11 protein-coding genes are annotated in these 12,725 nt (G+C 68.8%); 5 read left to right on the top strand and 6 right to left on the bottom strand.

From position 1 onward, the window contains the following. Positions 1–4: 4 nt before the first annotated feature. From I0D00_RS11610 to glcC, 6 genes are all read right to left on the bottom strand, one after another. Complete coding sequence (locus tag I0D00_RS11610; RefSeq protein ID WP_213639863.1) at positions 5–1,345, bottom strand: hemolysin family protein; 1,341 nt, start codon at positions 1,343–1,345, stop codon at positions 5–7. 66 nt (positions 1,346–1,411) lie between these two features. Continuing rightward, positions 1,412–2,719, bottom strand: coding sequence for a phosphate regulon sensor histidine kinase PhoR (phoR, locus tag I0D00_RS11605; RefSeq protein WP_213639862.1), 1,308 nt, complete (start codon positions 2,717–2,719; stop codon positions 1,412–1,414). 76 nt (positions 2,720–2,795) lie between these two features. Next, the gene (phoB, locus tag I0D00_RS11600; RefSeq protein WP_213639861.1) at positions 2,796–3,485 is read right to left on the bottom strand and encodes a phosphate regulon transcriptional regulator PhoB; all 690 of its coding nucleotides are present in this window, start codon (positions 3,483–3,485) and stop codon (positions 2,796–2,798) included. 108 nt (positions 3,486–3,593) lie between these two features. Beyond that, positions 3,594–4,484: a 4-hydroxybenzoate octaprenyltransferase gene (gene ubiA / locus I0D00_RS11595; RefSeq protein ID WP_213639860.1), complete on the bottom strand. Its 891-nt coding sequence runs from the start codon at positions 4,482–4,484 to the stop codon at positions 3,594–3,596. Positions 4,485–4,562: 78 nt separating this feature from the next. Further along, positions 4,563–5,117: a chorismate lyase gene (locus I0D00_RS11590; protein WP_213640274.1), complete on the bottom strand. Its 555-nt coding sequence runs from the start codon at positions 5,115–5,117 to the stop codon at positions 4,563–4,565. Between the two features lie 93 nt (positions 5,118–5,210). Then, positions 5,211–5,984, bottom strand: a complete 774-nt coding sequence (glcC, locus tag I0D00_RS11585) for a transcriptional regulator GlcC (RefSeq protein ID WP_213639859.1) — start codon at positions 5,982–5,984, stop codon at positions 5,211–5,213. Between the two features lie 257 nt (positions 5,985–6,241). Here glcC and glcD point away from each other — a divergent pair, with 257 nt between their 5' ends. Genes glcD through I0D00_RS11560 form a run of 5 tightly spaced genes read left to right on the top strand, consistent with a single transcriptional unit; the run spans position 6,242 to position 12,677 of the window. Then, positions 6,242–7,741: a glycolate oxidase subunit GlcD gene (gene glcD / locus I0D00_RS11580; protein ID WP_213639858.1), complete on the top strand. Its 1,500-nt coding sequence runs from the start codon at positions 6,242–6,244 to the stop codon at positions 7,739–7,741. Between the two features lie 5 nt (positions 7,742–7,746). Next, on the top strand, positions 7,747–8,805 hold the full coding sequence (gene glcE, locus I0D00_RS11575; protein WP_213640273.1) for a glycolate oxidase subunit GlcE: 1,059 nt from the start codon (positions 7,747–7,749) through the stop codon (positions 8,803–8,805). Positions 8,806–8,808: 3 nt separating this feature from the next. Continuing rightward, positions 8,809–10,026: a glycolate oxidase subunit GlcF gene (gene glcF / locus I0D00_RS11570; protein WP_213639857.1), complete on the top strand. Its 1,218-nt coding sequence runs from the start codon at positions 8,809–8,811 to the stop codon at positions 10,024–10,026. Positions 10,027–10,038: 12 nt separating this feature from the next. Further along, on the top strand, positions 10,039–10,440 hold the full coding sequence (locus I0D00_RS11565) for a heme-binding protein (protein ID WP_213639856.1): 402 nt from the start codon (positions 10,039–10,041) through the stop codon (positions 10,438–10,440). Between the two features lie 59 nt (positions 10,441–10,499). Beyond that, positions 10,500–12,677 (top strand): malate synthase G, encoded by a 2,178-nt coding sequence (locus I0D00_RS11560; protein ID WP_213639855.1) that lies wholly within the window; start codon positions 10,500–10,502, stop codon positions 12,675–12,677. Positions 12,678–12,725: the final 48 nt, after the last annotated feature.

The following is a 12,725-nucleotide window of genomic DNA, read 5'->3' as shown; positions in this document are numbered from 1 at the left end:
GCGGTCAGTCCAGGCGCAGGACCTTGGCCAGGAGGATCTTCGGGCCCTTCATCTTCTTGACGATGATGCGCAGGCCTTCGGCTTCCAGTACTTCTTCCTCCTCGGGCACCCGCTTGAGGGTCTCGTAGACCAGTCCGGCCAGGGTTTCCGCCTCGATGGGGTCGAGGCTGACGCCGAGCAGGCGCTCGACCTTGAACAGCGGGGTGTCGCCGCGCACCAGCAGCTTGCCGGGCTGGTAGGCGAGGATGCCGCGCTCGGCCTTGCGGTGTTCATCCTGGATGTCGCCGACCAGGGCCTCGAGCACGTCTTCCATGGTCAGGTAGCCGATCACCTTGCCGTCGGCTTCCTCGACCAGGGCGAAATGCGCGCCGCCCTGACGGAACTGCTCGAGCAGGCTGGACAGCGGCATATGCCGGGTGACCCGCTCGATCGGGTGCATCAGCTCGGCGAGTTTCAGCGCCGAGGGCAGCATCTCCAGCAGCGACAGGTGCAGCAGCAGGTCCTTGATATGCAGCACGCCGACGAAGTCCTCGGCCTCGGCGTCGTACACCGGGTAGCGGCTGTACTTGTGCCGGCGGAACACGCTGAACACCTCGTCCAGGGGCGCGTTGAGCTCCAGGAACACCAGGTCCTCGCGGGAATTGGCCCAGTCCACCACCTCCAGCTCGCCCAGTTCCACCGCCGAGGCCAGCACGCGCATGTCCTGGTCGCCGGGGTCGCGGGCGCGACTGGAGTGGAGGATCAGCTTGAGCTCGTCGCGGCTGTAGTGGTGCTCGTGGTGCGGCCCCGGCTCGTCCTGGCCGGCGATGCGCAGGATGGCGTTGGCGCTGGCGTTGAGCAGGAAGATCGCCGGGTACATCAGCCAGTAGAACCCGTACAGCGGCGCCGCGGTCCACAGCGACAGCAGCTCCGGCTTGCGGATCGCCCAGGACTTGGGCGCCAGTTCGCCGACCACTATGTGCAGGTAGGAAATGATGGCGAAGGCGGTGAAGAAGGCGATGGCGCTGACCAGCTTCGGCGAGTCGATACCGACGGCGCCGAGCAGCGGCTCGAGCAGGTGGGCGAAGGCCGGTTCGCCGACCCAGCCCAGGCCCAGGGAGGCCAGGGTGATGCCCAGCTGGCAGGCCGACAGGTAGGCGTCCATCTGCGCATGCACGGTGCGCAGGATGTGCCCGCGCCAGCCGTGCTGCTCGGCCAGCGCCTCGACCTTGGTCGCGCGCAGGCGGACGATGGCGAACTCGGCGGCGACGAAGAAGCCGTTGAGCAGAACCAGGAAGAGGGCGAAGAGAACCAGGCCGAAATCGGCGAAATAGGTGGCGGCGGAGTAACTAGAGGAGGGGTCCATGGAGGGTTCGGTTGACCAATGACCGCTAAAGGGTGGGGGCTGGCGCCGGGCTTTGCAAGGGCCGCGTTACTTTGCCCGGCGCACCACCTGGGTGCTGGGGAAATGGCAGGTGAAGGTGCTGCCCTGGCCCAGGGTGCTGGCGATATCCAGGCGACCGCGGTGGCGCAGCAGCACATGCTTGACGATCGCCAGGCCGAGGCCGGTGCCACCGGTGGCGCTGGCGCGGCTGGAGTCGACCCGGTAGAAGCGCTCGGTCAGGCGCGGCAGGTGCTTGGCCTCGATGCCCGGGCCGTTGTCCTGCACCGCCAGATGGCCGCCCTGTTCGTCGCCCCACCAGCGGATGTGGATGCGGCCCTCGTCGGCGCTGTACTTCACCGCGTTGAACACCAGGTTGGAGAAGGCGCTGCGCAGCTCCGCCTCGCTGCCCTTGAGCCTGAGGTGCGGGTCGGCCTCCAGGCTGATGCGGTGGCGGCGCGCCCCGGACAGGGCCTGGGCGTCGTTCTGGATCGACAGCAGCAGCAGGTCGACCGCCACCGGCTGGTTGTCCGCCGGATACTCGGTGGCCTCCAGCTTGGCCAGCAGCAGCAGGTCGTTGAGCAGGCTCTGCATGCGCGCGCCTTGCTGCTGCATCTGCTGCAGCGGGCGCAGCCAGCGCGGATTGACCCCTTCGACGTTGTCCAGCAGGGTCTCCAGGTAGCCGCTGATCACCGTCAGCGGGGTGCGCAGCTCGTGGGAGACGTTGGCGACGAAGTCCTTGCGCATCTGCTCCAGCTGGTGCAGCCGGGTGACGTCGCGCACCAGCATCAGGTGCTCGCTGTTGCCGTACTGGGTGACGTGGATCTGCAGCTGGACGCGGCTGTTGACCGGCGAGGGCAGGTCCAGCGGCTCGAGGTAGTTCTCGCGCTCGAAGTAGTCCTTGAAGCGTGGGTCGCGCACCAGGTTGCTGATCGACTGGCCGCTGTCCTGCGGGGTCTGCAGGCCCAGCAGGGTCTCCGCGGCACGGTTCCACCACTCCAGGTTGCCGTCGCGGTCGAGCATGATCACCGCGTCCTTGAGCGCCGCGGTGGATTCCTGCACGCGGTCGATCACCGCCTGCAGGCGGCCGCGCACGCGCTCGTCGCGGCGTTGCAGGTGGTAGATGCTGTCGAACACCTCGCCCCACAGGCCGTAGCCGTCCGGCGGTGCCTCGCCCGGCTGGTGCTCCTGCAGCCAGCGGTGCAGGCGCAGCAGTTGCTTGAGCGTCCAGGCCAGGTAGGCGCCCAGGCCGAGGGCCAGCGCCCAGGCATATTCGCCGCTGATCAGGCCCAGCAGCAGGCAGCCGCCGATCAGCAGCAGCAGGCGGCGCAGCAGGGCGCCATGCCAGTCTTGGTTCACTTGGAGGTCATCCGCCAGTCGATCCGTTCAGCCGGCTCAGGTGTCCGGCCGGTCATCCTAACCCACCGAGCGGCCGTTAGCTCTTGGTGGAGAAACGATAACCGGTGCCGCGCACGGTCTGCACCAGGTTCTCGTAGGCCTCGCCGAGGGCCTTGCGCAGGCGGCGGATATGCACGTCGACGGTGCGCTCCTCGACGTAGACGTTGCCGCCCCAGACCTGGTCGAGCAGCTGGCCGCGGGTGTACGCCCTTTCTTGATGGGTCATGAAGAACTGCAGCAGGCGGTATTCGGTGGGCCCCATCTCGGCCGGCTTGCCGTCGATGGTGACGCGGTGGCTGATGGGGTCGAGCAGCAGGCCGCCGACCTCGATCGGCCCCTCGCTGTCGCTGGGGCCGGCGCGGCGCAGCACGGCCTTGAGGCGGGCGACCAGCTCGCGCGGCGAGAAGGGCTTGGTGATGTAGTCGTCGGCACCGACCTCCAGGCCCTGGATCTTGTTGTCCTCTTCGCCCTTGGCGGTGAGCATGATGATCGGGATGTCGCCGGTCAGCTCGTCGCGCTTGAGGCGCCGGGCCAATTCGATGCCGCTGGTGCCGGGCAGCATCCAGTCGAGGAGGATCAGGTCGGGCTTGCGGTCGACGATCATGGCGTGGGCCTGCTGGGTGTTCTCCGCTTCCAGGCACTCGTAGCCGGCCATTTCCAGGGCCACCGCGATCATCTCGCGGATCGGTGCTTCGTCGTCGACGATCAGGATGTTCTTGCCAACCATGGGTCCCGCCTCGGTTCGTTCAACTGTCTAGCGCCGCATTAGATAACGGAAATATTGCAGCGATATGACAGCCTGGCGCTGCCAGTCTACACCTCCGAAGCGGCCGCCTCAGCGCAGGGCGTAGTCCAGCACCAGGCCGAGGAAGATCGCCAGGCCGGCCCAGTGGTTGTGCAGGAAGGCGTTGAAGCAGGCCATCGGCTTGCGGTTGCGCGTGGCGTGGAACTCCCAGGCGAAACAGGCGGCGGCGGCCAGCAGGCCGAGGTGGAAGTACAGGCCCAGCTCGAAGCGCGCCGCCGCCAGCAGCAGGCACAGCAGGGCCAGGCCCTGCAGGCTGGCGATGATCAGGCGGTCGGCCTCGCCGAACAGGATGGCGGTGGACTTGACCCCGATCTTCAGGTCGTCGTCGCGGTCGGCCATGGCGTAGTAGGTGTCGTAGGCCACCGTCCACAGCAGGTTGGCGATGTACAGCAGCCAGGCCTCCGGCGGCACGCCGCCGGTTTCGGCGGTGAAGGCCATCGGCATGCCCCAGGAGAATGCCGCGCCCAGCACCACCTGGGGGTAGAAGGTGTAGCGCTTCATGAAGGGGTAGCAGGCGGCCAGGGCCAGGCCGCCGAAGGACAGCCAGACCGTGGCGGCGTTGGTCAGCAGCACCAGCACGAAGGCCGCCGCCACCAGCACGGCGAACAGCAGCAGCGCCTCGCGCGGCTGAATCCGCCCGCTGGCCAGCGGCCGCGCCTGGGTGCGCGCCACGTGGCCGTCGAAGTCGCGGTCGGCGTAGTCGTTGATCACGCAGCCGGCGGCGCGCATGAGGATCACGCCGAAGACGAAGATCAGCAGGTTCTTCGCGCTCGGCACGCCTTCTGCCGCCACCCACAGCGCCCACAGCGTCGGCCATAGCAGCAGGTAGATGCCGATCGGCTTGTCCAGGCGCATCAGCTGGATGAAGTCCCAGGTGCGGGGGTGCAGGCGATTGAGCGACTTCAGCAGGTGGGTGTACATCGGGCGCGTCTCCGTGCGGGTTGCGCGGATTATACGGGCGAAGGCGGCACAGGGTGGATCGCTAAAGCGTTATCCAGCCTAGGCCTCGACGCCCGCCGCCGGCCAGAACGCCGGCAGGAACACCTCGGCCACCAGCACGCCGAGGGCGCCGCGGCTGAAGCGCGAGCGCCGTGCCCACAGGCGCTCGGCGCGCACCTCGGCGGGCAGCCAGGGCGCCGGGTAGTGGCAGGCCTGCAGCTCGCCGCGCTGGAAGGCGCGGTCGCTGAACAGCAGTTCGCCCAGGGAGCGGCTGCCGAGCTGGTCGAGGTTCAGGCCGGAGCCTTCCAGGGCGCAGCGCGCCGCCACGCTGCGGGCGAACACCCAGGGCTGGCCGTGGCCGCGCAGGTACACCTCGCGTACCCAGCCGAGGCTGCCGTCCGCCACGCCGAGGGCGGCGCATTCGTCCTTGCGCAGGCGCTGCCAGCCCTCGGCCAGCGGGCAGACATCGAAGTGGCCGGCGGCCAGCGCGATCAGCCGCTGGGTCAGCGAGTCCTGGTTGACGAACAGCCAGCTGTACACCCCGGCCGCGGGGCTCGGATGCAGCTGGGTGGCGCTCAGCCAGCGGGGCGGGTGGGCTAGGGAGGCGTAGGGCACGGGCAGGTTCACCGCGAATCGGAAGCGCGCGAGTCTACCACGGCGTTCGCCGCCGTTTGCCGCGGGGCCGCTCACGGCGGCTCGCGGCGGTGCTTAGGACCAGCCCTCCAGGCGCATGGTGGCGCGCACCAGGCGCTGTTCTTCCTGCTCGATGTCGCGCAGGTTGTCGCGGATGCCGTGGATATGCTCGCGGGCCGCGCGCTGCGCCTGTTCCGGCAGGCGTTCGATCACCGCGTGGTACAGGCGCGCATGCTGGCGGTCGATCTGGCGCTTCTGCAGCGGCCGGTGATAGAGGTTGTTGACCGAGGCGAACACGCTGCTGAGCATCAGGTCGGTCAGCGACTGCAGGGTGTGCAGCAGCACCGGGTTGTGCGAGGCCTCGCAGATCGCCAGGTGGAAGGCGTGGTCGAGGCGCGCATGCTCCCGCGGCTCGACGCCCTCGGGGCGGTCGTGGGCGGCGAGCATCTCCTCGTAGCGCCGGGTCAGCAGGACGAAGTCGGCGTCGGTGCCGCGCAGCGCCGCCAGGCGCGCCGACTCGGCCTCCAGCAGCGCGCGCACCTCCAGCAGGTCGTAGAGGGTGCGCGGCTGCGAGCTGAACAGGCTCATCAGCGGGCTGGCGTCGCGCGGCCCGCTCAGCGCGGCGACCCGCGAATCGCGGCCCTGGGCGGTGTCGATGATGCCGCGCCCGCGCAGCACCTTGAGGCCCTCGCGCAGCGCCGAGCGGGAGATGCCCAGCTTCTCGCACAGGCGCCGTTCCGAGGGCAGCGGCTGGCCGACCTTGAGCACGCCGTCGACGATCAGGCGCTCGATGCGTTCGGCCACCACGTCGCTGACCTGGCGGCGGGGGGCGGCAGTTGATTCGCTCATCACGGTGCCTCGCTAAGCTGGTAGGACCAGTTCAGTAAAGATATCCACAGGACTGCAACTATAAACCTGAAGGCCTGATTTCATAAGGATAAATCCAAGAGATATCAGGTTATTCGTCGCTAAAAACTGGTCGTACCAGTGTCATTTGCGATGGACGTGGAGATTCGCCAGGTCTACATATTGGCGTCACATCAGCAGTCCGGGAACGCGATTCCCGGGTTGACCAGAACCATGACGCTGCCTGATTGAGCCTGCTAATGAATATTCTGTACGACGAGCGCGTCGACGGCGCGCTGCCCAAGGTCGACAAGTCCGCATTGCTGAGCGAGCTGCAAGCGCGCCTGCCGGATCTCGAAATCCTGCACACCCAGGAAGACCTCAAGCCCTACGAGTGCGATGGTCTGTCGGCCTACCGCACCACGCCGCTGATGGTGGTGCTGCCCGAGCGGGTCGAGCAGGTGGAAAGCCTGCTCAAGCTCTGCCACCAGCGTCAGGTGCCGGTGGTGGCCCGTGGCGCCGGCACCGGTCTGTCCGGCGGCGCGCTGCCGCTGGAGCAGGGCATCCTGCTGGTGATGGCGCGCTTCAAGCAGATCCTCGAGGTCAATCCCGCGGGGCGTTTCGTCCGGGTCCAGCCCGGCGTGCGCAACCTGGCGATATCCCAGGCGGCCGCCCCCTACGAGCTGTACTACGCACCGGACCCGTCCTCGCAGATCGCCTGCTCGATCGGCGGCAACGTCGCCGAGAACGCCGGTGGCGTGCACTGCCTGAAGTACGGCCTGACCGTGCACAACCTGCTCAAGGTGGAGATCCTCACCGTCGAGGGCGAGCGCATGACCCTGGGCAGCGATGCCCTGGACGCCCCCGGCTTCGACCTGCTGGCGCTGTTCACCGGCTCCGAGGGCATGCTCGGCATCGTCACCGAGGTCACGGTCAAGCTGCTGCCCAAGCCGCAGGTGGCGCGGGTGCTGCTGGCCAGCTTCGATTCGGTGGAGAAGGCCGGGCGCGCGGTCGGTGACATCATCGCCGCCGGCATCATCCCCGGCGGCCTGGAGATGATGGACAACCTGGCGATCCGTGCTGCCGAAGACTTTATCCGCGCCGGCTACCCGGTGGAGGCCGAGGCCATCCTGCTGTGCGAGCTGGACGGCGTCGAGGCCGACGTGCAGGACGACTGCGCGCGGGTCGAGGCGGTGCTCAAGCAGGCCGGCGCCACCGAGGTGCGTCTGGCCCGCGACGAGGCCGAGCGCGTCAAGTTCTGGGCCGGGCGCAAGAATGCCTTCCCGGCGGTCGGGCGCATCTCGCCGGACTACTACTGCATGGACGGCACCATCCCGCGCCGCGAGCTGCCCGGCGTGCTCAGGGGCATCAGCGAGCTGTCCGAGGAGTTCGGCCTGCGCGTGGCCAACGTGTTCCACGCCGGCGACGGCAACATGCACCCGCTGATCCTCTTCGATGCCAACCAGCCCGGTGAGCTGGAGCGCGCCGAGGCCCTCGGCGGCAAGATCCTCGAACTCTGCGTCAAGGTCGGCGGCAGCATCACCGGCGAACATGGCGTGGGCCGCGAGAAGATCAACCAGATGTGCGCCCAGTTCAACAGCGACGAGCTGACCTTGTTCCACGCGGTGAAGGCGGCCTTCGATCCCAGCGGCCTGCTCAACCCCGGCAAGAACATCCCGACCCTGCACCGCTGCGCCGAGTTCGGCTCCATGCATGTGCACCACGGGCAGCTGCCTTTCCCCGAACTGGAGCGTTTCTAATGGTCATGCGTCACGACGCAGACGCCAGTGCGGCGCTGCTGGAACAAGTCAATCACGCCCTGGGCAGCTCGACTGCGCTGCGCATTCAGGGCGGCAACAGCAAGGCCTTTCTCGGCCGCCAGGTCGGCGGCGAGGTGCTCGACACCCGTGCCCACCGCGGCATCGTCAGCTACGACCCGACCGAGCTGGTGATCACCGCCCGCGCCGGCACGCCGCTGGTCGAGCTGGAGGCGGCGCTGGACGAGGCCGGGCAGATGCTCACCTGCGAGGCCCCGCACTTCACCGAGGACGCCACGGTCGGCGGCATGCTCGCCGCCGGCCTGTCCGGCCCGCGTCGGCCCTGGTCCGGCGCGGTCCGTGACCTGGTCCTCGGCACCCGGGTGATCACCGGCCTGGGCAAGCACCTGCGCTTCGGCGGCGAGGTGATGAAGAACGTCGCCGGCTACGACCTGTCGCGCCTGATGGCCGGCAGCTTCGGCTGCCTGGGGGTGATCACCGAGGTGTCGCTCAAGGTGCTGCCCAAGCCGCGCCAGACCCTCAGCCTGCGTTTGCAGATGGACGCCGCCCAGGCCCTGCAGAAGCTTGCCGAATGGGGCCAGCAGCCGATTCCGCTGAGCGCCGCCAGCCATGACGGCCAGGCCCTGCACCTGCGCCTGGAAGGCGGCGAGGGTTCGGTGGCCGCGGCCCGCGAGCGCCTCGGCGGTGAGGCGCTCGAGGGCGACTACTGGACCGACCTGCGCGACCAGCGCCTGGCCTTCTTCGCCGATGCGCGGCCGCTGTGGCGCCTGGCCGTGCCGAGCCACACCGGCGTGCTGGCACTGCCCGGCGATCAGCTGATCGACTGGGGCGGCGCCCAGCGCTGGCTGAAGTCCGACGCCGATGCCGCCTCGATCCGGCAGATCGTCGGCGAAGTCGGCGGCCACGCCACCTGCTTCAGCGCCGGTCACTGCGACACCCCGTTCCACCCGCTGGCGGCGCCCCTGCAGCGCTACCACCGCCAGCTGAAAGCCCAGCTCGACCCCCAGGGCATCTTCAACCCTGGCCGCATGTATTCCGAGGTGTAACCCGTGCAGACGAACCTGAGTGAACAAGCCAAGCGTCTGCCGCGTGGCGAAGAAGCCGAACGCATCCTGCGGACCTGCGTGCATTGCGGCTTCTGCAACGCCACCTGCCCGACCTATCAGCTGCTCGGCGACGAGCTGGACGGGCCGCGCGGGCGTATCTACCTGATCAAGCAGGTGCTCGAAGGCAGCGAGGTCACCGCCAAGACCCAGCTGCACCTGGACCGTTGCCTGACCTGCCGCAACTGCGAAACCACCTGCCCCTCGGGGGTGGACTACCACAACCTGCTGGACATCGGCCGTGCCGTGGTCGATGCGGCCGTGCCGCGTCCGCTGGCCCAGCGTGCGCTGCGCGAGAGCCTGCGCGCCGTGGTGCCGAACGCCAGCCTGTTCAAGGGCCTGACCCAGGTCGGCCAGGTGCTGCGCCCGCTGCTGCCCGAAACCCTCCAGGCCAAGCTGCCGCGCGCGGCCCGTGCCGCCAAGCCGCGTCCCGAGCCGCGCCACGGGCGCCGCGTGCTGCTGCTCGAAGGCTGCGTGCAGCCGGGCCTGTCGCCCAACACCAATGCGGCCACGGCGCGGGTGCTCGATCGCCTCGGCATCAGCGTCACGCCGATCTTCGAGGCCGGCTGCTGCGGCGCCGTGGACTACCACCTCAACGCCCAGGACAAGGGCCTGGAGCGCGCCCGGCGCAACATCGACGCCTGGTGGCCGGCCATCGAGCAGGGCGCCGAGGCCATCGTGCAGACCGCCAGCGGCTGCGGCGCCTTCGTCAAGGAATACGGCCACCTGCTGGCCCAGGACCCGGCCTACGCCGAGAAGGCCAAGCGCGTCAGCGCCCTGGCCAAGGACCTGGTCGAGGTGCTCAGTGCCGAGCCCCTGGACCAGCTCGGGGTGCGCGGCGACAAGCGCCTGGCGTTCCATTGCCCCTGCACCCTGCAACACGCGCAGAAGCTCGGCGGCGCGGTCGAAGGCGTGCTCAGCCGCCTCGGCTTCAGCCTCACCGCCGTGCCGGACAGCCACCTGTGCTGCGGCTCGGCCGGCACCTATTCGCTGACCCAACCGGAGCTGTCCAAGCAGCTGCGTGACAACAAACTCGACGCCCTGGAGAGCGGCCAGCCGCAGGTGATAGTCACCGCCAACATCGGCTGCCAGACCCACCTCGACGGCGCCGGCCGCACCCCCGTGCGGCACTGGATCGAACTCGTCGAAGAAGCCCTGAATTAACCGGAGATCACCATGCATAGCAAAGCCGTATTGAGCCAGACCGAAGTCAGCCGCATCCTCGCCGCCGCCCGCGCCGAAGCCCAGCAGAACCAGTGGGCCGTGGCCATTGCCGTGGTCGACGACGGCGGCCACCCGCTGGCCCTGGAGCGCCTCGACGGCTGCGCGCCGATTGGCGCCTACATCGCCACCGAGAAGGCCCGCAGCGCGGCCATCGGTCGTCGCGAGACCAAGGGTTACGAGGACATGGTCAACGGCGGTCGCAACGCCTTCCTGTCCGCCCCCCTGGTGACCTCGCTGGAAGGCGGCGTGCCGGTGATCGTCGACGGCCAGGTGGTCGGCGCGGTGGGCGTGTCCGGGGTCAAGGCCGACCAGGACGCGCAAGTGGCCAAGGCCGGCATCGCCGCCCTGGGCTGATTCGAATACTGACGCGGCGCCCGGCGCCGCCCGAGTGACGTTTGATGGAGAGTAGAGAAATGACCGATCGCGTGAACTGCCAGCGCCTGCAAGTGGCCGCCAACCTGCAACGTTTCGTCGACGAGGAAGTGCTGCCGGGCAGCGGTATCGAGCGCGAGGCGTTCTGGGCCGGATTCGACGCCCTGGTGCACGACCTGGCGCCGCGCAACCGCGCGCTGCTGGCCGAGCGCGATGCCCTGCAGGCCAAGCTGGATACCTGGCACCGCGAGCACCCGGGCCCGGTGAGCGACATGCCGGCCTACCGCGCCTTCCTCGAGTCCATCGGCTACCTGCTGGCCCAGCCGGACAGCGTGCAAGCCAGCACCGCCAACGTCGACAGCGAAATCGCCAGCCAGGCCGGCCCGCAGCTGGTGGTGCCGGTGATGAACGCGCGCTACGCGCTGAACGCCGCCAACGCCCGCTGGGGCTCGCTGTATGACGCCCTGTACGGCACCGACGCCATTTCCGAAGAAGGCGGCGCGGAGAAGGGCCCGGGCTACAACCAGACCCGCGGCGCCAAGGTCATCGCCTTCGCCCGCGCCTTCCTCGACCAGGCCGCGCCCCTGGCGACCGGCTCCCACGCCGACTCCGTCAGCTACCGGGTGGTCGACGGCCAGCTCCAGGTGACCCTGGAGGACGGCACCCAGACCGGCCTGGCCCAGGCCGACAAGTTCATCGGCTACCAGGGCGAGGCCAGCGCGCCCAAGGCCGTGCTGCTGAAGAACAACGGCCTGCACGTGGAAATCCAGATCGACCCGAACAGCCAGATCGGTGCCACCGACGCCGCCGGCGTCAAGGACCTGCTGATCGAAGCCGCGCTGTCGACCATCCTCGACTGCGAGGACTCGGTGGCCGCGGTCGATGCCGACGACAAGGTGGTGGTCTACCGCAACTGGCTCGGCCTGATGAAGGGCGACCTGACCGAGGAACTGGAGAAGGGCGGCAAGCGCATCGTCCGTCGCCTCAACCCGGACCGCGAATACACCGCCGCCGCCGGTGGCGAGCTGAAGCTGCACGGCCGCTCGCTGCTGTTCGTGCGTAACGTCGGCCACCTGATGAGCAACCCGGCGATCCTCGACGGCGAAGGCAACGAGATCCCCGAGGGCATCCTCGACGGCGTGATGACCAGCCTGATCGCCCTGCACGACCTGCAGCGTCGCGGCAACTCGCGCACCGGCAGCGTCTACATCGTCAAGCCGAAGATGCACGGCCCGGCCGAAGTGGCCTTCGCCGACCAATTGTTCGGCCGCATCGAGGACCTGCTCAAGCTGCCGCGCCACACCCTGAAGATGGGCATCATGGACGAGGAGCGGCGCACCAGCGTCAACCTCAAGGCCTGCATCGCCGCCGCCAGCGCGCGGGTGGCCTTCATCAACACCGGCTTCCTCGACCGCACCGGCGACGAGATGCACACCGCCATGGCCGCCGGCGCCATGCTGCGCAAGGGCGACATGAAGAGCAGTGCCTGGATCCAGGCCTACGAGCGCAACAACGTGCTGGTCGGCCTGAACTGCGGCCTGCGCGGCCGTGCCCAGATCGGCAAGGGCATGTGGGCCATGCCGGACCTGATGGCGGCCATGCTCGAGCAGAAGATCGGCCACCCCAAGGCCGGCGCCAACACCGCCTGGGTGCCGTCGCCGACCGCCGCCGTCCTGCATGCCCTGCACTACCACCAGGTGGACGTGCAGGCGGTGCAGCGCGAGCTGGAGGCCATCGACCTGAACAGCCAGCGCGACGAACTGCTCAACGGCCTGCTCAGTGTGCCGGTGGCCGCCGAGCGCAACTGGAGCGCCAGCGAGATCCAGGAAGAACTGGACAACAACTGCCAGGGCATCCTCGGCTACGTGGTGCGCTGGGTCGAGCAGGGCGTCGGTTGCTCCAAGGTGCCGGACATCCACGACGTCGGCCTGATGGAAGACCGCGCCACCCTGCGCATCTCCAGCCAGCACATCGCCAACTGGCTGCACCACGGCGTGGTCGGCGAGGCCCAGGTGCGCGAGACCCTGGAGCGCATGGCCAAGGTGGTCGATCAGCAGAATGCCGGTGATGCGCACTACCGGCCGATGGCGGCGAACTTCGCCCAGTCGGCGGCGTTCCAGGCGGCCAGCGACCTGGTGTTCAAGGGCCGTGAGCAGCCCAGCGGCTACACCGAGCCGCTGCTGCACGCCTGGCGTCTGCGCTTCAAGCAGCAGGCCTGATTCGCGGAGCGAGCGGTAGAACCCCCGGCCGCCACACGCGGCCGGGGG

It is taken from the genome of Pseudomonas lalucatii, from assembly GCF_018398425.1.
Taxonomy (GTDB): Bacteria; Pseudomonadota; Gammaproteobacteria; order Pseudomonadales; family Pseudomonadaceae; genus Aquipseudomonas; species Aquipseudomonas lalucatii.
This window is presented reverse-complemented; position numbering and strand designations above follow the sequence as displayed.